The organism is Paenibacillus alvei DSM 29, assembly GCF_000293805.1.
GTDB classification, from domain to species: Bacteria; Bacillota; Bacilli; order Paenibacillales; family Paenibacillaceae; genus Paenibacillus_B; species Paenibacillus_B alvei.
In genome coordinates, this window is record NZ_AMBZ01000009.1 from 1 (window position 1) to 22,754 (window position 22,754).

Here is a 22,754-nt window from a genome sequence, read left to right on the forward strand (position 1 = left end):
GTAAAGCATTTTGGAGATTTTTTCTTTATGAAATACGTCGTCATCCATCAAGTAATTGATATATTCTCCCGAGGCCAGGTCGAAGCATTTGTGCCAGTTTTCAAGAAAAAGGTTTTTCTCGTTTTTATAGTATTTAATCTGAGAGAAAGACGACAAATAAGCTGCTTCCAGCATTTGTTGCACTTCGCTATTAGAGCTGTCGTCGCAAATGACGATTTCGATATTCGGGTAGGTTTGTTCAAGTACGCTGTCGATGGCTATTTTTAACGTATGGGGCCGATTATAAGCGGGAATCACGACACTAACCAACGGATGTACCAAGATAACTCCACCTTTCATAAAAATGAGTTGTGACCCTCATTGTACGATAGGATTGTTCCTCTCAGACTATGCAGTCTTAAGCGAATTGTGTATTCATATAAGGCTTTTGGGTGGACAAATAGGAGAGCAGCGGAATACACTACGTAATGTGAAAGAAGAGAATGGAGCGACACTTGGGTCCAACTTGTGTTCGACATTTGGGAAAGGGGGAATCAACTTTGTCATCGGACTTCATTCCTTTATTGACGGTTCATCTGTTTTTGACAGACAAGATTTCGAAGGATAAATTGAAAGAACCGATCCTGGGGTTGAAAGAAAACCACATCACCGTGAAAATGTATGGACCTGATGATCCATTAGTCGATGCCGTTCCCCGGAAGCCGCGTGTCTATGTTTCCATAGGAGATGATTGGAAACCTTTTGCAACCCTGAATTCGCTGCCTATTCAGGAAAAAAAACGTTGGCTGCACTTCCATTCGCCGGACGAACTCGAATCGCATAAATTGTTTTACTGCTGGATCAGAGCCACGGATCCTCTCCCCGAAAACAAAGCCGTACCTCCTGCCCGTTTTTCTTCCGATACGCCTCTCATATCCGTGTTCACGGCCAGCTACAGGTCAAAAGAACGAATTCAACGTCCTTATCGATCGCTTTTAAATCAAACTTACCCGAACTGGGAATGGGTCATTGTGGACGATTCCGGAGATAACGAGGAGACTTACAAGAATGACCTGCTTCCTTTGAATGACCCTCGCGTGCGCAGATACCGCCAGGATTCCCGCAATGGCTATATTGGGGCGATCAAAAGGTATGCCGCAGGCCTTTGTACAGGGGAAATCTTAGTAGAGGTGGATCATGACGACGACCTGATGCCCGATTGCCTGGAGAAAATCGTTAAAACATTTCAGCAAAATCCCGAATGCGGCTTTGTTTACGGGGATTGCACCGAGGTATACGCAGAGAATCTTCATGCGCATTGGTATGGCTGGGATTGCGGTTTTGGATACAGCGTCTTTTATCGGGTTTGGCTGCGTGAAATGAACCGCTGGCAGAATGCACACAAACATACGACGATCAACGGCAAGACCGTACGCCACTTAGTCGGGCTGCCGAATCATCCCCGTGCATGGTCCCGGGATTGTTATCATCTAGTGGGAGGTCATCGCGATGAGTTGCTGGTGGCCGACGATTACGACATGTTGATTCGGACGTTTCTTTGTTCCAAGTTCGCGGCAGTTCCTGATTTACTCTATATCCAATATCGGAACGAAAGAGGAAGCAACACCACGTTTCTAAGAAATAAGCAGATTCAGATCTTGGTCAGAGAACTGGAACGGGTATACCACGATAGAATTCAATCGAGGCTGACCGAGCTGGAGCTGCCGGAGCATCTGCCGAATTGCCGCATATGGGAGACCTCCGTACACGATCCTGCCCGCAAAACGGCTCATGTCATTCATGAAGATACTTCTCGAGTGTCGATATTGTTCCCGATTCCTTACTCTCATCCGGAAAGAGAGCATACTCAATTAAGTAAGACCTTGCAAAGGGGGATGAAGGCGGGCTTTAAGAATACCGAGGTTATTGTTGTAGGCCATATCCCCAAAGAAGTGGAATTTTTCGCTTCCCAAGCGCCTGCGGGGGCAATCCGCTGGTGGCCGATGGAGCCGGACGATTCTTTGGAGACGTGTATCCAGTACGCGAAGTATTGTGCATCCTGTAAAGAGAAAGTGGTTGTGATGCCTTAAAAGACCGGGCGAACGAGATAGGAGATCAACGACCATTTTCGAAATGTGTATCATGCCAGCGGAAAACCCCTACGTTACCAATGAAGCATCCCCCGTAGAATGGCTGGATACAATTTGAACCAGACGCCGATAAACGTAAAAAATTTATAGAGGATTATTTTAAAACAGTCCTCGAGGGATACAGATCAGAGACCCAGATCGAAGATTCAATGTTAGATAAATTGCCTTTATTTCTCCAAGTAAATCTCTTCGAAAATATTATTGATCAATTTGTGGTAATGCGAAACAACGGAAAAGATCCGGAGTGTCATGAGGAGCTGTCGTATCGCATAAAATGCTTGGAAGATATCCCGTATATGGGATTTTTCCATGAGATATATTCGAGTGATGAACCCTTTATGTATGAAGAACGAAATATTTAAGCTTTGTGTGCGGATTGCAAATGGCGAACAGCCGGCTCTTTGAGGCCTGCTGTTTTTTTTAGCTTTTTTTCGTGAAGATGAAAGGTAGAAGAAAAATTCAGTGAGGTTCCGCGCTTCGTTCGCTGAACTAATTTACGTACATAATCGTTTTGTTGCGCGTGTCATTCTCGTTTTATCTTCATTGGATATAGAAACTATTCCGCCCGATTGAATCCTTTCATGATCAGCCATATTGCCAATATCAATTGTTGAACAGCGATCGGCACGTTCAATAACATGTAGGTTGCGTCCAGACCGATGAAGCGAATCATAAATAATAGGCTTGCCAATATAGATAGTGCTGAACCTATCAGACCCGGAACTGACAGCCAGCGTGGAACGATTTTGGTCTGGACAAATATACAGGTAAATAAGAACATAGCCAAAACAAAGGCCAGTGTTGTTGCGACATGGTTCACCAAATCACGACCGTCCCGCAACAATTCGCCCAGGGTGTGGAAATAGGATACGTTCAGAGCATCAACTGTTGCAAATTCTTGACTTACTGTCAGTAACAGCAGCAGAATGATAACTCCAATCATAATGAACACACCCGCGATTATGCCGCAAGCAACAGATCCAAGAGCTAAACTTTTATGATGTTTGCTTATTATCGGATACAGCAAAATCGGAATCCCAACATAGGCAACAACCATTAACAACTGTGAAAACGCTCCTATCAGTACTTGACTTTCATTTGTAGAAGCGTTGACCAGGTAGTCTGCTCCATCAATAACAGGCACAACACTACATATCCCTGCAACCAACCCGACTATGAATAACAACCCAACCATTACAGTAGACTTTCTACTTGAATGGATACTCTTCCTCAGCATAATGAACCTCCTTTTCATATCTATCGTGGGGTCTACTATCAAAATACTCCGAGTCGCTTACTGACATGACAGGGTCGGGAAGGAAGAATTTCTAAGTAAAGTTGTATCAATCAAGTTGGAGTGTAAACGCAATGAAGGGAAGGCGTCACAAGGGTTTCAAACAGATCAATGAAAACATGAACGAGTGGCTAGATGAAAAACGCAGCAGATATGCTTTCTCAATCTGTACCTAACAATATTACTTCGGAAATGGGTCTGGCGCTGTTGGATGTCGCAGATGTAATCCGCCCTTATCGGGAAGTTACCAATAGTTTACATAATGTGATTATGATTAACTTTTGTGATGGACTGATTCAGTTGAAGGGTGGACAGGAGACCCAAGACGCGTACTCTGCTTTTCTGTTTATCTATACAATGGCCACGTCACCGAAGTTGGCGGATTGATGACCCATGGGGCCGTTATCGCACGGGCATATGGCTTGCCAACAGTTGTTGGTGTAGAGAATTGCTACCAGGCTGAGCAGAGATGGACCATTAATTCGCGTGCATGGAACAGAAGGGGATATCGAAATATTGTAAAACAGCAGCGTATAAACAAAAAGGATGAGCAAGATCCACATTTGTTGATGGATTTAAACTCATCCTTTTTACAATTATAAATAATCGCATTCTATTTCTGAAAGCCTTAATTATATGCAATGTTGCTGCTCGTTACAGCAGACTCATCAGCTTCTAATCGATTCGGATCAAATTCATTCTCCATCTTGGCGATAACTACTGTTGCTACACCATTTCCGATCAAATTCGTTATTGCGCGAGCTTCGGACATGAAACGGTCAACACCCAGCAGTAGGGCCATGCCTGCGATCGGAATTGATGGGAAAGCAGCTAAAGTTGCAGCAAGTGTAATGAATCCTGATCCTGTAACCCCAGCAGCACCTTTGGAAGTTAGCATCAATACGAACAGAAGGGTAATTTGCTGCCAGATGCTTAGATCAACACCAGATACCTGAGCGACAAACAGCGCAGCCATTGACAGATAAATCGATGTACCGTCCAGGTTGAATGAGTATCCTGTTGGAATAACGAGTCCCACGACGGATTTGGAAGCACCGTATTTCTCAAGCTTTGACATCATTCGCGGCAGAGCAGATTCGGATGAAGAGGTACCGAGCACTAGTAAGATTTCTTCTTTAATGTAAGAGATAAACTTGAAGATGTTGAATCCGAATGCTTTGGCGATGAATCCGAGTACGACGATTATAAATAGGAACATGGTCAAATAAACAGAACCCATCAGCTTGCCAAGTGTGAACAACGAGCCAAGACCAAATTTGCCAACCGTATATGACATTGCACCAAAGGCGGCAATTGGTGAAACCTTCATAATGATATTTACGATACCAAAAAATACGTGTGAGAGCTTATCGAATAATGAAATGATGGCTTGCCCTTTTTCACCAATAGCTGTTAGAGCAAAACCAAACAGGACTGCAAATAACAATACCGGAAGAAGCTCACCGCTAGCAAAAGCCCCGATAACATTATCAGGCACGATGTTCATGATGAAGCCCATTACACTATTCTCATGCGCTTTCTCCGCATATTGGGCAACGTCACCTGTAGCCTTTGAAATATCGATTCCAGAGCCTGGCTTAACTAAATTTACTACAAGTAGGCCAATTGCAAGTGCTATGGTTGTTACAATCTCAAAGTATAGTAATGCCTTACCACCGATGCGACCGACCTTTTTCATATCGCCCATACTAGCGATTCCATGTACGACGGTGAAGAAGATGATTGGTGCAATTACCATCTTAATAAGCTTGATAAAGATGTCTCCAAGCACCTTCAGTTCAACGGCATATTTAGGGAAAAATTGTCCGAAGAGAACCCCAAGAAGAATCGCGAATAATACTTGAACGGTCATGTTTTTCATGATTTTTTTATCTTCATGTTCTTACCCCTCGCTTTCACCATTGTAAGCGCTTTATTCGATGTGCTTAAGTGTAAGAGAGAGGGGAGAAGGTGACAAGCATATGGTCATATTGTTCTTTTTGGTCTTTAAGGCCCAGAGATTTCGCTCATTACATCAGCCCCGATTTTCATTGCGAAATCTTTATAAAGCTCCTTTGAGGCTATCCTCCATTCCGCTGTTTGTTCTTTCGTTAATATGGAAATCTGCAAATTCTGGTTCGTATTAATCTCGTTCATATGCGTCTCATTTCTAGCTGCTTTCTTATTTGCCTGCTCTGTTGTTTCATCCAGTGCTTCCATGAGCAGCTGTTGCACATCAGAAGGCAGGCTATCCCAGAAGGATTTGTTGAAAATAACGGCATAGCCCAAATAACCATGATTGCTAATCGTCATATATTTCTGCACTTGGTAGAGGCGTTTGCTTACGATATTCGATATCGTGTTTTCCTGACCATCTACTGAGCCGTCGGCTAGATTGCGATAAGCGTCGTTAAAAGGAATAACACTTGTCTTCCCTCCCCAGTTCTTCATGTGCCGTTCAATTAATGGACTTGGTTGTATGCGAAACTTTAGTCCTTTGAAATCTCGAGGCCCCAGAATAGGCCGTACATTGTTCGTCACTTGTTTAAAGCCATTGGACCAGAAGGCGACTCCCTTCATGCCATGCGGTTTAAGCGTTTGGAATAGCTTGTCTCCAAGCGAACCATTCAGCTTGCTTTCAACCTCATTCTGATCTTTGAAAGCAAATGGCAGATCCATTACTAGCCATGCTGGATCGATCTCGCTCATAGTTGAGAAGGATGGGGCTATCATTTGAATATCACCACGCTGAAGTGCAGCAACTTCATTATTCTCACCATATAGCATGCCATTTGGGAACACTTGTATCTCGACGCGATCCTTTGATTTCTTCTTTACTAGATCAGCGAATTCAGCTGCAGCGAGGCCCTTTGGTGTGTTCTCAGCAACTACATGACTGAATTTGATGACGATCCGTTGCTTAAGTCCAGTTTGTTCATCATCCTGATAGAGCTGTTCATTCCAGTTTGGTTGATATCCGACGAGATATGCAGCTAACAATCCAACAATAATGAACATTCCAATACTTGCAATCGCTTTCAAATTTGTCTCCTCCCAGTTGCTAAATTAGACTTATTATTGCACAATAGCAGATAAAGGTAAATATTTCGAAAAGGAGGGCGCTAAACTTGAACCGAATAGGAATCTACTGGAAAATTATTTTGCTTTCATTCGGTTTGGTTCTGTTCTCCCTCCTTATTGCTGTAGAGGTCTTGCTTGGAAGCTTGACTAGCGTCAAAGAAGAGAGCTTACGTCAACGGCTGATTACGACTGCCCAAACCGTTGCTAATCTACCGGGAGTGGCAGAATATATCAATCAGCAGAATGGAGCTGAGCATATTGCTCCCGTTGCTGACAAAATTCGCATGCTGAATGAGGCTGATTATATTGTCGTGCTGGATATGAATCGCAAGCGCTTATCACATCCTCTATCGGACCGAATAGGAACTTATTTTAGTGGCGACGATGCGGATGCAGCTTTTGCTGAGCATATGTACGTTTCCAAAGTAAAAGGTGAAGCAGGTGTTGGCTTGCGGGCATTCGTGCCGATCATGAACGCGAAGCATGAGCAGGTTGGCGTTGTAATGGCAGGAGGACTTCTGCCTACCATGAAGGATATTTTTCCCGAGCAGCTCAGATCGGTTATGGTAATGATTATATTGGCGCTTTCGTTTGGAATGATGGGCTCAGCGATGCTTGCTAAACATATCAAGAAAGAGATGTATAATTTAGAGCCGCATGAAATTGCCTCGATGTTTCGTGAGCACACGGCTGCATTCCAAGCTATGCATGAAGGAGTAATCGCCATCGACAGCAAGGAGCGAATCACGATTTTCAATGAACGGGCCAAGCACATTTTTGGCGTGTCCAAGGATGTGCTTGGACTGAACATTTGGGATGTGATTCCCGATTCTCGCTTGCCCGAGGTACTTAAGGTAAAAACACCGCTCTTGAACCACGAATTGCTGGTTGGCGATACGCTCATCTGGAGCAATCGAATACCCATAATCGAGCAGGGTATTACACAGGGAGCCATAGCGATTTTCCAAGACCGAACGGAGGTTACGCATATGGCAGAAGAACTGACAGGTGTGCGAGAATTTGTGAATGCCTTGCGAGCCCAAAATCATGAGCATATGAATAAAATGCATACCGTTGCTGGGCTTCTCCAGCTTGGAAAACATGAAGAAGCATTAAGATATTTGTTTGAGGTATCTGATCAACATGAAGAGACAACAAGATTTATGCAGGAGCATTTTGAGGATGATGGAGTTGCAGGCTTACTGCTTGGTAAGATCAGTCGAGGAAATGAGCTTGATATAGATGTGATCATCGATCCGAATTGCGGTTTGCGTCAATTTCCAGATTCGCTTGATCGACGAGATATCGTGCTGCTGGTAGGCAATTTGATTGAAAATGCATTTGATGCACTTTCCAATATCAAGGTTGATCAGAAGGCAGTGTATCTGTACATTGGGCAAGATGAAGATTATTTATCGATCTTAGTTGAGGATAATGGCTGTGGTATGACAGAAGACACGAAAGCAAGAATGCTGGAACGCAGCTTCTCGACCAAAAGTGGAGAGCATCGTGGAATAGGCCTATTTCTGATAAGTGGGATTATCGCAAAAGGTAAAGGGCTACTTCGGTGTGAATCCTCCCCAGGACTCGGAACATCAATGGAAATCGTTTTTCCGATGAAGGAGGCGGCAAGAGATGCAGGAGCAATGTAAACATATCGTGCAAGTATTGCTGATTGAAGATGATCCAATGGTTCAGGAAGTGAACCGCATGTTCATCGAAGGGGTGAATGGTTATAAAGTTATTGGGACGGCAGGTAACGGTCAGGATGGCTTGCGGATGATCGAAGAACTGAAGCCCGATCTAATCTTTCTGGATGTGTTTATGCCTTCATTTGATGGAATTAGTACGCTGCAGGAAATTAGGGCGCGTGATCTACCAGTGGATGTGATCGTAGTTACGGCTGCTAAAGAGACGGAAACATTACGAGCGATGATGCGAAACGGTGCAGTAGATTATATTATCAAGCCATTTAAACTAGAGCGGGTTAGACGGACATTGGAACGTTATCGTGATCGATACGAGACGTTAACCGACGATCATACAGTTACCCAAGAGCAGCTTGATCGCATTCTGCAAATGGGAGATGAGATCCGAACGGATAGCACTGTGAACGATGGATCTTCTCTATTAGGGCAGAGTGTAATACAAGAGAAGAACGTTATCGAATCATCACCACCTGCTGAATTGTTTATACCTACGGAAGAACTGCCAAAGGGATTAAATCCAGTAACACTTAAACAAGTGCTTGCAGTAATGGCTGATAAAGGTGGGAAGCTATCCGCAGAAGAAACAGCCGAAGGGGTTGGGATTGCAAGAGTGACAGCAAGAAGATACCTTGAATATTTGTCAAAGATAGGATATGTCTATCTAGAGGTGAATTATGGAGGCGTAGGGCGACCAATTAATCGGTATACGCTTCATTCAAGACCAAAAAGACTAAAATAATCCGAAACACGCCTTATCGTGAATCTTACAATTACAAATCAAAATGTTACACCAAAGTAGTGTAGGCTAATGACTCATGAAGCAGATGAAGGTTGCCATTGCTTATTGCAATGAAATATCTGGTATGTTAATATTGCGCTAACACTTACGATAGGAGTTGAAGAGGATAATGTAAAATTTCTTGCTAACGTTTAAAGAATAAAACAAGTTCTATTTGTGCTGTTTTGTTCTTTATTGGCAAGAAAGTTACCTTATTCTTTTCACTCAAAGAATATATTCTTATCTGACTCTGCGTAGGGTTGGATTTGTTTTATTTTTTTGAGCTGTAAGAAAGGTCAACTTTCTTGCAGCTCTTTTTATTTGTGACCAAGGAGGTTTCTGGAATGTCATTGATCAAGGTAACAAACTTGACGTTTGCCTATGACGGCAGCTACGACAACATTTTTGAGCATGTAAGTTTACAAATCGATACCAACTGGAAATTGGGCTTTACGGGGCGGAACGGCCGGGGCAAGACTACGTTTCTCAACCTGCTGCTCGGCAAGTATGAATACAGCGGAACGATTTCCTCTAATGTCAGTTTCGAGTATTTCCCGTTCCACGTCGAACACAAGGAACATTATACATTCGACGTGGTAGCAGACATCTATCCGGACTATGAACACTGGCAGCTTATGCGCGAGTTTTCGCTGCTGAAAATGTCAGAGGATGTGTTGTACCGACCATTCAACTCGTTATCCAACGGAGAACAGACGAAGGTAATGCTCGCAGTCCTGTTTTTGAAGGAAAACAGCTTTTTGCTTATCGACGAGCCGACCAATCATCTTGATCTGCATGCTCGGAAGCTGGTAAGTGATTATTTGAACGGCAAGAGCGGGTTTATATTGGTGTCACATGATCGGGCGTTTCTCGTCAATTGTGTGGACCACATTATTTCAATCAATAAGACCAATATCGAAATCCAGAACGGAACTTTTTCAGACTGGTGGGAGAATAAACAAAGACAGGACAATTTCGAATTGGCTGAGAACGAGAAGCTGAGGAAGGACATTAAGAGGCTGTCCGAAGCGGCCAAGCGAACGAGCAACTGGTCGCACGAGGTAGAAAAACGAAAAACGGCACCCGCAACTCTGGCTCCAAGGTCGACAAAGGATACATCGGCCACAAGGCCGCCAAAATGATGAAGCGATCCAAATCGATCGAGCAGAGACAGAACTCCGCTATCGAGGATAGATCCCAGCTTCTGAGAAATGTCGACAGCTCGGAAAGTTTGAAAATATCGCAGATGACTTATCATAAACATCAATTGGTCGAGCTTGACCGCGTTTCGATTCATTATGGTGAAAAGAACGTGTGCAACGACATTAGCTTTACTATCGAGCAAGGGGATCGCATCGTGCTCTCCGGTCCGAACGGCTCAGGCAAATCCAGCTTGCTCAAACTGATTTGCGGCGAGGAGATTCCTTATACCGGCGCGGTTCGAAAAGGGAGTCAGTTGAAAATTTCCTACGTTTCACAAGATACCTCGCAGTTGCAGGGCAATTTGTCGGAATTCGCCAGATCCAGCGAGATTGACGAAAGCTTGTTCAAAGCGATTTTGAGAAAACTCGATTTTTCACGCTTGCAATTTGAAAAGGACATCGCTTCTTATAGCGGCGGTCAGAAGAAGAAAGTTCTGATTGCGAAAAGCCTCTGCGAACACGCTCATTTGCATATTTGGGACGAACCGCTTAATTTTATTGACGTCATTTCCAGGATGCAAATCGAAGAACTGCTGCTGGAACATTCGCCAACGATCCTTTTTGTGGAGCACGACAGCGAGTTTTGCAAACATATCGCAACTAAAACTGTGGAATTGAACGTTTAACAGGTTTAATAAACTATAGGAGGATGAAAACGATGATCATTGAGGTTGAGGTTGTAGATGATACTGTGAACCGGTTCCTACCGGCTGACCCGGTTCACAAAAAATAGATCTGTTGCCGGAGGTTTACCAATCTATCGACAGATGCACATAGCGATTCTATCAGCGAACGCATCGTGTTTAGTTGGTTAAAGACGCATGAAAGCGCCGGATGACGGTTGCTTTTCATGTATTTCTCCGGCAGTAAGGAGAACACATGAAACCAACCTCGAAATATGAAACGATTAAGCAGATCTTGTCCGACTTCAAGCAGCCTGCGTACCGGTATAGGCAAATTATAGATGCTATTTTCGAACAAAAAGTTGCTGAATACGAACGGATCACTATACTGCCTGCATTTTTGCGAGAAGAGTTGGCCCGGACGCTTGGTCCGAACGTCTCCAGCGTTATTCCGGTAAAGGAGCTCACATCACAGCAGGTCAGCAAGGTGCTGTTTGCCATCGGTGGCGGCGAACGCGTAGAGGCTGTAAGACTTTCCTATAAACGGGGATGGAAATCGTATTGTATTTCCACGCAGTGCGGCTGCGGGTTCGGGTGCCGTTTTTGCGCCACGGGTACCATCGGCCTAAAACGAAATCTGACTGCCGACGAAATTACCGATCAATTGCTTCACTTTCACTTGAACGGCCATGCCTTGGACAGCGTGTCCTTCATGGGCATGGGGGAGGCGCTCGCCAACCCGCACCTTTTCGAAGCGCTGGCGATTTTGACTAACCCGCATCTCTTCGGTTTAGGACATCGAAGGATTACGATTTCAACCATCGGCCTGTTGCCAGGAATCGATAGGTTGACGCGGGAGTTTCCTCAGGTCAATCTAACCTTCTCGCTGCATTCGCCGTTCGACGAACAACGGAACGAACTGATGCCGATTAATAAGCGTTTTCCGCTTCGCGACGTGCTGAATGCATTAGATCGCCATATCCAACATACGGGAAGAAAGGTGTATATCGCGTATATTCTTCTTCAAGGGTTCAACGACTCGACGGAGCATGCGAAAGCACTTGCCGCTCATTTGAGGGGAAGAGGATGTTGGGAACACCTCTACCATGTGAACCTCATTCCCTACAATTCTACAGATGTGACGCCTCAGAGCTACTTGCCATCTGACCCCGAAAGGATTAATACGTTCGTGCGGACGTTGAAAATATTCGGTGTGAATGTAACGATCCGAACTCAATTCGGAGCAGATATTAATGCGGCATGTGGTCAGTTATACCGAGCTGATTCTAAAATGAATGGATAGGAGAGATATGGAATGAATACTTTCGTTCTCGATTTTCAGGAAATGAAAAATACACAGCTATTGCTCGTTGGCGGAAAAGGGTTGAATGTAGGGGAGTTATCAAAAATGGAGGGAATACAAGTACCGGAAGGATTTTGTGTGACAACAGCAGGATATCAAAAAGCAATCGAGCAAAACGAAACGTACCATGCTTTGCTCAATCGACTAACGATGCTACACGTAGAAGATCGAGATCAAATTGGTGAAATCAGTAGGGAGATTCGACAAATCCTTTTGGAAGTAGAAATTCCTTCTGATGTAGTGAAAGAAGTAACTCAATATCTCTCCCGGTTTGGCGAGGAACATGCATATGCCGTGCGTTCTAGTGCGACTGCTGAAGATTTGCCGCATGCCTCTTTTGCTGGTCAACAAGACACCTATTTACATATTATCGGCAAAGAAGCCATCCTGCAGCATATCAGCAAATGTTGGGCCTCCCTATTTACGGATCGCGCAGTCATTTACCGGATGCAAAATGGATTCGACCACAGTCACGTTTATTTAGCTGTTATCGTTCAAAGGATGGTGTTCCCACAAGCTTCAGGGATATTATTTACCGCTGATCCGATTACTTCAAACCGTAAGGTGATATCCATTGATGCCAGTTATGGACTTGGAGAAGCACTGGTCTCTGGCCTGGTCTCTGCCGATTGTTATAAAGTAAAGGAAGGAGAGATCATCGAGAAGAGGATCGCGGCCAAAAAATTAGCGATCTATGGACGTAAAGAAGGCGGAATAGAGACACAACAGATTGATCCTGAGCAGCAAAAGACTCAAACTCTTACGGAGCAACAAATCTTGCAACTAGCACGCATCGGAAGGCATATCGAAGCCTATTTTGGTTGCCCGCAAGATATCGAGTGGTGCCTGGTTGATGATACCTTTTACATTGTCCAGAGTCGGCCAATCACGACATTATACCCGATTCCTGAAGCGAATGATCAGGAAAATCGCGTTTATGTCTCTGTCGGTCACCAACAAATGATGACCGATCCCATGAAACCGCTGGGATTGTCTTTTTTCCAGTTAACCAATCCAGCACCCATGCGTAAAGCCGGTGGCAGATTGTTTGTTGATGTGACACCCATGCTGGCTAGCAGAGACAATACATTACATTACCTGGGTCAATCCGATCCGCTTATCAAAGACGCACTGATGACCATAATAGAGCGAGACTTTATAAAAACGTTACCAGATGAGAATATAAAACCAAGTCCAATCAAAAGCATTACAGATACGATTCGTGAAATTGAAAACAATCCGTCAATCGTTCCTGATTTGATTCAGCGTAGCCAAGCATCGATCGAAGCGTTGAAACAAAATATCCAAACGAAATCAGGATCGGATTTGTTTGATTTTATTCTTGAAGATCTCGAGCAATTAAAGATGTTTGTATTTGATCCGCAGAGTTTACGTGTGATTCTGGCTGCAATGGATGCTGCAACATGGATCAATGCAAATATGAACGAGTGGTTAGGTGAAAAACACGCAGCAGATACACTTTCTCAATCTGTACAGGACAATATTACTTCGGAAATGGGTCTGGCGCTATTGGATGTCGCAGATGTGATCCGTCCTTATCCGGAGATCATTGAATATTTGCAACATGTCAAAGATGAGCACTTTTTGGATGAACTGCTTACGTTGGATGGCGGGCAGAAAGCCCGAGACGCGATCTATGCTTATCTCGACAAATACGGAATGCGATGTGCCGGAGAAATCGATCTTACCAGAACGCGCTGGATCGAAAAACCAATTACGATTGTCCCGTTGATTCTTGGCAACATCAAAAACTTTGAGCCTAATGCGAGCCAGCGGAAATTTGAGCAAGGGCAGCAAGAAGCTTTGAAAAAAGAACAAGAGTTGTTGGAACGATTAAAGCAATTGCCGGATGGCGAACAAAAAGCGAAAGAAACAAAACAAACGATCGACTTCATCCGGAATTACAGTGGGTATAGGGAATATCCGAAATACGTCATGGTTAATCGTTACTTCGTGTATAAACAGGCTTTGCTGAAAGAAGCCGAACAACTCGTACAAGCGGGCATCATTCATGAAAAAGAAGATATCTTCTATCTCACTTTGGAGGAACTTCACGAGGTTGTACGCACAAATAAACTGGATTACCACATCATCAGCAAACGGAAAGATGATTACAACTATTATGAAAAATTAACTCCGCCACGTGTTATCACGTCTGATGGTGAAATCATTGCAGGGGAGTACAAACGAGAAAATCTCCCGTCTGGAGCATTAGTAGGTCTGCCTGTGTCTGCCGGGGTAATAGAGGGACGCGCACGTGTCATCTTGAAATTGGAAGATGCTGATCTAGAAGATGGAGATATATTAGTCACCGCTTTTACGGATCCTAGCTGGACCCCCTTGTTTGTATCTATCAAGGGTCTCGTCACCGAAGTTGGCGGACTGATGACCCATGGAGCCGTTATCGCACGGGAATATGGCTTGCCAGCAGTTGTTGGTGTAGAGAACGCTACCAAGCTGATCCAAGATGGACAACGAATTCGCGTGCATGGAACAGAAGGGTATATCGAAATATTGTAATGGCTGAGTACGTCAAGTAATAACCTTGTCATTAGGAGGTTTGTTATTCAAAGCCCATATGCTACTGTCGCGGGCAACGACAAAAACATATGGGCTAATCGCTTTGCGGCAAACATATGCGCATAATCGAGGAAATGAGAATTGAAGGGAAGAAAAGGGGATGAGGGTGTTAAAAGCGCTGTTATCTGCAACCTTAATCTAAAAGGTTCTATGCAACAAACTCCAACACCTTCCAGGCACATCGGATTGAAACATTTCAATGCTTCCTGTATCAGACATTGTCACATAGCAGGTTCTTCCATCAGGCCCCCCAAATGTAAGGTTGGTGCAGTTTTTACCAATAAGATAAATTTCACCCAGCAATTGACCATCAGGGGAAATCTTCGCTACCACACCTTTTTCAGGGCGAGTAACAAACAAATTGCCTGCCACATCACAACGCATTCCATCAAGTCCAAAATCCCGAAACTCTATCAATAAGCGTTTATTACTCAATTCATTCGTACTAGATAGATCATATACCCATATTTTTCTTTCCAATGATTCATTCACATATAATTTTTTCCGTCAGGACTCACCTCAATTCCATTTGGCGTTCCCATATTCCTTTCTAATAAATGCGTGTTTCCATTTGTAAGAATTCGCCACAATTGTCCCTTATTTTGTTGGAACCAGTTAGGGTCACTAGCGAATAAAACACCTTGTTCGGTTATCGCTAAATCATTAGGCTGATTCATTGAAGGGTTATTAGCATGTATACTGATCTCTTTCGTTTCAAGGTTAACGGCGAATATATTATGTTTTTTATAATCTGCAATGTACAAAGTTCCATTAGGGTCAATACGTGTCCCGCATCCGATACTATCCGGGGGCAATGCAATAAAGACACTGCTTTTTCCATTTGGAGTTACTTTGCCAACCGTGCCATCTCTTTGATAATTTACGGCGTAAATATTCCCGTCTTTATCGCATGAAGGACCTTCTATTTTGTTTGTAAATCCATCCGTTAGAATTTTGCTCTTAAATAACTCAAACCGCATGGTTAAAATCTCCTTTCCTTAATACCTGGATTCACTTAGAATGTTATTTACCGCTAAGTCAAAAAAGTACGCTTAATGCAAAAATTCTCTTATCGAAAGACGGTCGGTGCAATAATTGCAAGTTAATGACATGACCAACAATCGACCATGCAAAGTAGGTAACTTTTGCGTTTTGAGTGTGAATTACGGCGGGCTCAGGCACCTAAGTGTAATCCGAAGCTATTTGTCGATATAGACATTGTGACTTTTGTTTACAGTTTGAGCGATTTCAAAAGCCGAGGCAGCTTGGCCAAATGCTAAAACAGCCCGCAATTTATTGATACAAAGAACTCTAGTCCAATCCCATTTATCATTTTAGGGCTTACTTTTTCAATCACTGGGTTATTATGGTGCCTATTTATTGCCTATTTCTCCTCTTATGTTACCCGAAAAATAAAAGCAAACCAAAGGCTGAGTGCGTATTTAAACAAAATTACCGGCATACTCTTTATTGGATTAGGTTTACATCTTCTTCGAACCAAAGCTCCTCAATAAAGCTCAAAAAAACATTTTAAGTAGACGATTCTTTACAGTCAGAACAAATCGTAACGTTACAGTCCGGCCCGTATTAGTTTTGCGGGTCTTTTTGTTTTTAGCATAGGTGTAAAGGAATAACTACGGTGCCTACTTCTGTATCTTTATTTAACAAGCCGACCGGCTCATTCATAGTTGTCACGATGTTGTATCATTGGGTTGATGATCGGCGGGAGGAGCCTTTTACAAAAAATCCGAACGACCGGCACGAGCTAATGGTACAGATGTATTATCCTACAAGTAATAAAGGCGAGGGAAATCGTGAGCCTTATATCCGAAACGCGCATGAGGTTGCAAAGGGATTGGAAGAAGATTTGTCCATCCCGGCATTCGTATTGAGTCATCTGAATTTGGTGAAATCGAATGCGTTCACGGAAGCCCTTCTATCAGACGCAGAGAGCCGTTATCCCGTATTGATCTTTTCCCATGGTTTAAACGGTTTTCGCAATCAAAATACGTTTCAGGTCGAAGAGTTAGCAAGTCAAGGTTATATTGTGTTATGTATCGATCATGCCTATGACGCTGCGGCTACCGTCTTTCCAGACGGTCGAACCGCATACTTTCAGTCCGGTAATCTAATTAATCTTGCTGAAAGAGATCGCCATCTCCAATTATGGAAGGAAGATGCCGCTTTTGTGCTAAATCAAGTGGAGAAGCTTAATCAAGGGGATGTAGACGACCGCTTTACGGGAAGGATCGACACCACTCGAATCGGGATGTTCGGCCATTCTTACGGTGGAGCTACCGCTGCACAAATGCTTTTCGAAGACAACCGTATCAAAGCAGCAATTAACATGGGCGGTCTGTTATATGGGACAACGGTTACAGAAGCAGGAATCGGCAAACCGTTTCTGCTCATGAGTGCAGAGATCAACGAAGATCCAGATGAGGATCACACAGCATTCAAGGTTCGCAATGAGCGCGCTCTTGCCGGTAGAGACATGTCGATAGTCATTCCTCACACGGATCATACGAGCTACTCTGATTTTCATTTGATTTCACCTTCTTGCGAAGTCCAGGCGAAGATCCGCGACGTGTTCATCGTATTATTAACGAGTTTAGCCTCGCTTTTTTTGACCTTTATGTGAAACAGACAATCGACAGCTCGGCATTGGACAGACTGGCAGCCATTTACCCGGAAGTCAATTTTAAAATGAATTAGCGATGTATCTCAACATCAGGTCTCAAGTCCATTTTCATGACGGAATATTTCCATTTCAATAAACTTGACGATGATTGGAGAATGGATTAGAATGACTCCAACAAAACGTTTACGTATTTAAACCTTTCGTTACAACGTCATGAAGAAAGGATAGAATATGGGAAAACAGGCATTCGAACAATTTCGCACATGTATCCCTTTTTTCCAATTGTTAGTTGATCCGCATCGCCAAGATATCATCCTGTGGCTTAGTGAACAGGGGCCAATGTCAGTTGGTGAAATTACAGCCCAATCTACATTATCGCGTCCTGCGATTTCTCATCATTTAAAACTGCTGCGGGATCAAGGCTTAGTTACAATGGAGAAGATCGGTACAGAGCGTTATTATTCCGTAACCTTGGATACTGCTGTTGATTCGTTAAAAAAACTATTATTGTTACTTGAAGATGAGTGCCTTTAGAATAAATCTAAAGGCATTTATAATCATATATATGTCGAAGAGTTTGAACGTTTAGATATTTAGGTGTTCGGAATTGTTGAATGGATAAGAGCATAAGGTGTTTATGCGGTGAGAATAGATAAGGAGTGATTCGGAATGAATCAAATAGAGAAGGTGGACACTGAATGCATTCTTGCGGAACATAAGAAATTTTTTCAAAAAGGGGCAACACGTACTCTAGAATTTCGCCTTGAACAGCTGAAAAAATTAAAAGAGGGTATTAAGCGTAATGAAGATAAAATTACACAAGCACTGTATCAGGATTTAGGGAAAAGCGAATATGAGGCGTATTCAACGGAGATCGGCTTTATATTGGATAGTATTAAGAACACGATGAAGCATGTGAAGAAATGGATGAAGCCCCAGAAGGCAAAAACCCCCATAGCCTTATGGCCGTCAAGAAGCCGCATAATCAAAGAGCCATATGGGACAGTACTCATTATAGGACCTTATAATTATCCGTTCCAATTGCTGATTGAACCTCTTATTGGAGTAATTGCTGCAGGAAATTGTGCGGTACTTAAACCTTCGGAACATACACCTCACACAACGCGAGTCGTTCATGAAATGTTAAACGAGATCTTTGACAAGAGTTACATCCGCGTCGTAAAAGGGGAGAAGGAAGCAACGTCAGCACTTATTCATGCCCCTTTTGACTATATCTTTTTCACAGGAAGTGTACAGGTGGGAAAGATCGTGATGGAGGCTGCTGCCAAGAATCTGGTTCCCGTAACCTTAGAACTTGGAGGGAAGAGCCCTGTCATTGTGGACAAGACTGCGAACTTAGAATTATCAGCGAAAAGAATTGTATGGGGCAAGTTTATGAATACAGGCCAAACCTGTATAGCGCCTGATTACATGTTGGTACATTCGGAAATCAAAGACGCTCTTATTTCAAAAATGAAAGAGGTCATCGTGAGTTACTATGGAGAAAATCCGATGGAAAGTAAGGACTATGGCCGTATTGTGAATGAGCGCCAATTCGATAGATTGACTTCAATTCTGGAAAAAGATCAAGATAACGTAATAGTTGGCGGTAAATCAATAAGAGAGAAATTGTATATCGAACCAACATTGCTAGAAGCAAAATCTTGGACTGATGCGGTTATGGCAGACGAGATTTTCGGACCGATTCTACCGATTATGGAATACGAGCAGTTAGATCGTGCAATTTATGCGATTAATGAACGTCCAAAACCGTTGGCCTTGTACTTGTTTACCGAGGATAAGAAATGTGAGGAAGAGGTGTTGCGAAGAATCTCATTTGGGGGAGGATGTGTAAACGATACGATTCTTCACATTGCGAATCGTTATTTGCCATTCGGTGGCGTTGGAAATTCGGGGATAGGCGCCTATCACGGGAAATACAGTTTCGACCTTTTTTCACATCATAAGAGCATTGTGAAGAAGACCACAAAAATCGATACCCGTTTTATTTTACCTCCTTACAACGATAAGAAGCTGAGATTGGTTAGAAAGTTTTTAAATTAGAATACTATCTCTTACAGATATCATTAGGACAATAACATGGATGGGAACGAGTTGAATATGGAAACGGTAGCATTAGTGGTGGGAGCAACTGGTTTGCCTTTTTAACGAGTTAGGGATCTATTGAAGCAAGGAGCAGTTTGCCGAGCAGCTGCTCCTATTGGTGTGCGACTGGTTTATTTAAAACATGGAATATATAGGTTGACAAAAGGTTGAATTACTCTTATTATACAATTAACACATTGGTAATTGTTAAAAGAGAGAAAGGGTTGTGCTTACCATGTCAAACAAAGAAGCCTTAGCACAATATGATGTCAAACAATATCGAACGCCGGATGGATATACATCGGACATTGCTGTATTTACGATATTGCCTGTTACAATCCAAGAATTCAAACCGCCCGAGATGGATCTCAAGATTATGCTCATCCAGCGGAGTGAACTTAACAGCGAAGGAAAGCCAAATATCGAAGCAGGCAAGTGGGCATTGCCTGGTGGCTTCGTCAATCCAGATGAGACTGCCTATGAATGTGCACAACGCGAGCTGCAAGAAGAAACAGGCGTTGAGAACATTCACCTTGAACATTACGGCGTTTACGATAAACCAGGACGCGATCCGCGGGGCTGGATGATTACAAATGCCCACTTTGCAATAGTTCCAGAACACAAGTTGTCCCAAAGACAGGCAAACGATGATGCTTCGGATGTTCAATTGTTCTCCGTAAAAGAAGTCATGAATCTCGAGCTTGCTTTTGATCACGCACAAATCATTGCAGATGCGATTCATGTGATTCGCCAGAAGCTGCTCGAAACGACTGTCGCCAAGGAATTTCTGCCCGAAGAATTCACATATTCGGAGCTGCAAGCCGTTCTCCTTACGGTCACAGATGATTCCGCAATTGCGTTGGAATCGGCATTTGCAAGAAAGATCAAATCTTTGCCCTTTATCCAAGAGGTTGAAGGGAAGAAGACAACCCGAACATCGAAACGACCGACACAGTTGTACCGATTCGTCGAAATGGATCTGAACAAATCCATTTACCATACCAGAATGTGATTGATAATAGATGATTACAATAAGATGGTGACTAAAGTAAATAGCATTTCGAAATCGATGTGTGATGGGTAAGGTGCTATTCTAACTTTATTGTCACTACTCTTTTTACCATATTCAATTAACAATTATACAATAGTTAAATTAGAGGAGGAGTCTAGAATGAACAAGAAAAAAGCGCTCATTCATATTGACTATACAAAGGACTTCGTTGCTGCGGATGGGGCATTGACTTGTGGAGAACCAGGGCAAGCGATTGAAGGGCGAATGACTGAAATTACGAAAGAGTTTATTCTAAGCGGTGATTTCGTTGTTTTCGCTATCGACATGCATAAGGAGAATGACGCATTCCATCCGGAAACGAAGCTGTTCCCGCCGCACAACATTGAGGGAACCGATGGTCGAAAGCTTTTCGGTCAATTGGAGGATCTGTATCAAGCAAATAAAGACGCAAATAATGTCTATTGGATGGACAAAACAAGATACAGTGCATTTGCTGGAACGGACTTAGAACTTCAACTTCGATCAAGAGGAATCATTGAACTTCATCTTGTAGGCGTTTGTACAGACATTTGCGTACTCCACACCGCAGTAGATGCTTACAATAAAAGCTTCGATATTGTCGTTCATGAGGATGCCGTTGCAAGCTTTGATGCAGAAGGTCATGTATGGGCGCTTAGACATTTCAAAGGATCGCTCGGAGCTGCAGTAGTCAAAAAGGAGGAAAACAAAGATGAATAAAATTGAGCTTCCGGTTTTCAATCATGGTGATGACAGTCTCGCGCTGCATACCGATAAATATCAAATTAATATGGCGCAGGTCTACTGGCAACATGGCATGCATAACCGTAAGGCAGTATTTGAAGTATACTTCCGCAAGCTTCCATTCCAGAACGGATATGCGATCTTTGCAGGCTTGGAGCGGGTCATTCGTTATTTGAATGACTTTTGCTTTACCGAGAGTGATTTGAGTTATCTTCAGGAAGAAGGATACAACGAAGAATATCTGGACTACCTTCGGACGATTCGCTTCACAGGAACCGTTCATTCGATGAAAGAAGGGGAACTGGTTTTTGCGAATGAACCGATTATGCGAATTGAAGCAGCACTAGCCGAAGCACAGCTCATTGAAACTGCGATCCTAAATATCGTTAATTATCAAACCCTTATTGCAACAAAGGCATCTCGTGTGAAGCAAGTTGCGGTTGATGATCATTGCATGGAGTTCGGAACTCGAAGAGCGCAAGAACTGGATGCCGCGATTTGGGGGACGAGAGCTGCTTACCTTGCGGGGTTCGAAGCAACATCGAATGTAAGGGCAGGGAAGTTATTTGGCATCCCTGTCTCAGGCACACACGCTCATGCAATGGTTCAAGCCTATCGTGATGAATATAGGGCATTTAAAGCCTATGCTGACACGCATAAAGACTGCGTATTCCTTGTTGATACCTATGACACACTGAGATCCGGTGTCCCTACGGCAATTAAAGTGGCGAAAGAGTTCGGTGATCGAATCCACTTTAAAGGCATCCGACTTGATAGCGGAGACTTGGCGTACTTATCGAAAGAAGCTCGCAAAATGCTTGATGAAGCAGGCTTTCCGGATGCCAAAATCTATGCATCAAACGATCTTGATGAACAAACCATCATGAACCTAAAAACACAGGGGGCTAAAATTGACGTGTGGGGCATTGGCACCAAGCTGATTACAGCGTATGATCAACCCGCTTTGGGTGCCGTATACAAGCTGATCTCGATAGAAGACGAACACGGAGATATGGTCGATACGATCAAAATCAGCTCGAATCCTGAAAAGATTACGACCCCTGGACGCAAACGTGTATTCCGCATCGTCAACAAGGCGAATGGGAAATCGGAAGGCGACTACATTGCATTGGAACATGAAGAACCGCAGTCGGAACAGCGCTTGCACATGTTTCATCCCATTCACACGTATATCGCAAAATTCGTAACGGGATTTGAAGCGAGAGAACTTCATCATGCCATCTTTGAAAATGGCGACTTGGTGTACGATGTACCTACGCTTGATGAAATTAGGGAGTTTGTAAAAGAAAATCTCAATGTGTTGTGGGATGAATATAAACGTACTCTCAATCCAGCAGAATACCCGGTTAACCTCAGTCAAGCATGCTGGAATAATAAGATGCGATTGATTGAAGAAGTACGAAATAAAGTTCAAGCGGCTCTCAAAGCTTAG

General features: G+C 43.3%; 14 protein-coding genes and 6 pseudogenes. 15 read left to right on the forward strand and 5 right to left on the reverse strand.

Features of this window, described 5'->3' with window-relative positions; translation table 11 throughout:
* A partial coding sequence (locus PAV_RS24425; RefSeq protein WP_157267270.1) for a glycosyltransferase family 2 protein occupies positions 1-321 on the reverse strand: 321 nt, incomplete at its 3' end.
* 218 nt (positions 322-539) lie between these two features.
* On the opposite strand from PAV_RS24425, the gene PAV_RS24430 reads away from it, so the two are divergent.
* Positions 540-2,069 (forward strand): glycosyltransferase, encoded by a 1,530-nt coding sequence (locus PAV_RS24430; protein WP_040736791.1) that lies wholly within the window; start codon positions 540-542, stop codon positions 2,067-2,069.
* A gap of 616 nt (positions 2,070-2,685) precedes the next feature.
* On the opposite strand, the gene PAV_RS24440 is transcribed toward PAV_RS24430, so the two are convergent.
* Positions 2,686-3,366, reverse strand: a complete 681-nt coding sequence (locus PAV_RS24440; protein ID WP_005550628.1) for a DUF4386 domain-containing protein — start codon at positions 3,364-3,366, stop codon at positions 2,686-2,688.
* A 164-nt stretch (positions 3,367-3,530) separates the two neighbouring features.
* Between PAV_RS24440 and PAV_RS24445 the strand changes: the two are divergent.
* Together PAV_RS24445 and PAV_RS37765 are read left to right on the forward strand one after the other, a co-directional pair.
* Positions 3,531-3,783, forward strand: a pseudogene (locus PAV_RS24445) (hypothetical protein); the annotation flags it as partial.
* Positions 3,783-3,945: pseudogene (locus PAV_RS37765) on the forward strand (PEP-utilizing enzyme); the annotation flags it as partial. The pseudogenes PAV_RS24445 and PAV_RS37765, both read left to right, overlap by 1 nt.
* 106 nt (positions 3,946-4,051) lie before the next feature.
* On the opposite strand, the gene PAV_RS24455 reads toward PAV_RS37765, so the two are convergent.
* Both PAV_RS24455 and PAV_RS24460 read right to left on the reverse strand, forming a co-directional pair.
* Positions 4,052-5,305, reverse strand: a complete 1,254-nt coding sequence (locus tag PAV_RS24455; RefSeq protein WP_040736797.1) for a dicarboxylate/amino acid:cation symporter — start codon at positions 5,303-5,305, stop codon at positions 4,052-4,054.
* Between the two features lie 125 nt (positions 5,306-5,430).
* Complete coding sequence (locus tag PAV_RS24460) at positions 5,431-6,465, reverse strand: DctP family TRAP transporter solute-binding subunit (protein ID WP_005550636.1); 1,035 nt, start codon at positions 6,463-6,465, stop codon at positions 5,431-5,433.
* An 86-nt stretch (positions 6,466-6,551) separates the two neighbouring features.
* Between PAV_RS24460 and PAV_RS24465 the strand changes: the two genes are divergently transcribed.
* The 5 genes and pseudogenes from PAV_RS24465 (at position 6,552) to ppsA (ending at position 14,720) form a co-directional block, all read left to right on the forward strand.
* On the forward strand, positions 6,552-8,156 hold the full coding sequence (locus tag PAV_RS24465) for an ATP-binding protein (protein ID WP_005550638.1): 1,605 nt from the start codon (positions 6,552-6,554) through the stop codon (positions 8,154-8,156).
* Positions 8,140-8,952, forward strand: a complete 813-nt coding sequence (locus tag PAV_RS24470) for a response regulator (RefSeq protein ID WP_005550640.1) — start codon at positions 8,140-8,142, stop codon at positions 8,950-8,952. Before PAV_RS24465 ends, PAV_RS24470 begins: the two co-directional genes overlap by 17 nt.
* A 383-nt stretch (positions 8,953-9,335) precedes the next feature.
* Positions 9,336-10,819, forward strand: a pseudogene (locus tag PAV_RS24475) (Lsa family ABC-F type ribosomal protection protein).
* Positions 10,820-11,072: 253 nt separating this feature from the next.
* Entirely contained in the window at positions 11,073-12,119 is a 1,047-nt protein-coding gene (locus PAV_RS24480; RefSeq protein ID WP_005550644.1) for a Cfr family 23S rRNA (adenine(2503)-C(8))-methyltransferase, read from the forward strand.
* Positions 12,120-12,131: 12 nt separating this feature from the next.
* The gene (ppsA, locus tag PAV_RS24485; RefSeq protein ID WP_005550645.1) at positions 12,132-14,720 is read left to right on the forward strand and encodes a phosphoenolpyruvate synthase; all 2,589 of its coding nucleotides are present in this window, start codon (positions 12,132-12,134) and stop codon (positions 14,718-14,720) included.
* Between the two features lie 198 nt (positions 14,721-14,918).
* On the opposite strand, the pseudogene PAV_RS24490 reads toward ppsA, so the two are convergent.
* Positions 14,919-15,760: pseudogene (locus tag PAV_RS24490) on the reverse strand (SMP-30/gluconolactonase/LRE family protein).
* 306 nt (positions 15,761-16,066) lie between these two features.
* Between PAV_RS24490 and PAV_RS34270 the strand changes: the two are divergent.
* The 7 genes and pseudogenes from PAV_RS34270 to PAV_RS24520 form a co-directional block, all read left to right on the forward strand.
* A pseudogene (locus tag PAV_RS34270) lies at positions 16,067-16,294 on the forward strand (LysE family translocator); the annotation flags it as partial.
* 146 nt (positions 16,295-16,440) lie between these two features.
* Positions 16,441-17,495 (forward strand): annotated as a pseudogene (locus PAV_RS24495) (alpha/beta hydrolase family protein); the annotation flags it as partial.
* 157 nt (positions 17,496-17,652) lie between these two features.
* Positions 17,653-17,955, forward strand: a complete 303-nt coding sequence (locus tag PAV_RS24500) for an ArsR/SmtB family transcription factor (RefSeq protein WP_005550649.1) — start codon at positions 17,653-17,655, stop codon at positions 17,953-17,955.
* A 135-nt stretch (positions 17,956-18,090) separates the two neighbouring features.
* A complete protein-coding gene (locus PAV_RS24505) occupies positions 18,091-19,485 on the forward strand; it encodes an aldehyde dehydrogenase (RefSeq protein ID WP_005550650.1) in 1,395 nt (464 codons plus the stop codon).
* Positions 19,486-19,762: 277 nt separating this feature from the next.
* Complete coding sequence (locus PAV_RS24510) at positions 19,763-20,539, forward strand: NUDIX hydrolase (protein WP_005550651.1); 777 nt, start codon at positions 19,763-19,765, stop codon at positions 20,537-20,539.
* Between the two features lie 159 nt (positions 20,540-20,698).
* Positions 20,699-21,277 carry a cysteine hydrolase family protein gene (locus PAV_RS24515; RefSeq protein WP_005550652.1) on the forward strand — a complete coding sequence of 193 codons (579 nt, stop codon included), beginning with the start codon at positions 20,699-20,701 and terminating at the stop codon, positions 21,275-21,277.
* Positions 21,270-22,754: a nicotinate phosphoribosyltransferase gene (locus PAV_RS24520; RefSeq protein ID WP_005550653.1), complete on the forward strand. Its 1,485-nt coding sequence runs from the start codon at positions 21,270-21,272 to the stop codon at positions 22,752-22,754. The genes PAV_RS24515 and PAV_RS24520 overlap by 8 nt, the downstream gene beginning before the upstream one ends.

Bases quoted from the DNA above. Each gene is read 5' to 3' on its own strand.
- PAV_RS24510 (WP_005550651.1), top strand. From the start codon at position 19,763: ATGTCAAACAAAGAAGCCTTAGCACAATATGATGTCAAACAATATCGA.
- PAV_RS24505 (WP_005550650.1), top strand. From the start codon at position 18,091: ATGAATCAAATAGAGAAGGTGGACACTGAATGCATTCTTGCGGAACAT.
- PAV_RS24455 (WP_040736797.1), bottom strand. From the start codon at position 5,305: ATGAAAAACATGACCGTTCAAGTATTATTCGCGATTCTTCTTGGGGTT.
- PAV_RS24515 (WP_005550652.1), top strand. From the start codon at position 20,699: ATGAACAAGAAAAAAGCGCTCATTCATATTGACTATACAAAGGACTTC.
- PAV_RS24500 (WP_005550649.1), top strand. From the start codon at position 17,653: ATGGGAAAACAGGCATTCGAACAATTTCGCACATGTATCCCTTTTTTC.
- ppsA (WP_005550645.1), top strand. From the start codon at position 12,132: ATGAATACTTTCGTTCTCGATTTTCAGGAAATGAAAAATACACAGCTA.
- PAV_RS24470 (WP_005550640.1), top strand. From the start codon at position 8,140: ATGCAGGAGCAATGTAAACATATCGTGCAAGTATTGCTGATTGAAGAT.
- PAV_RS24520 (WP_005550653.1), top strand. From the start codon at position 21,270: ATGAATAAAATTGAGCTTCCGGTTTTCAATCATGGTGATGACAGTCTC.
- PAV_RS24480 (WP_005550644.1), top strand. From the start codon at position 11,073: ATGAAACCAACCTCGAAATATGAAACGATTAAGCAGATCTTGTCCGAC.
- PAV_RS24440 (WP_005550628.1), bottom strand. From the start codon at position 3,366: ATGCTGAGGAAGAGTATCCATTCAAGTAGAAAGTCTACTGTAATGGTT.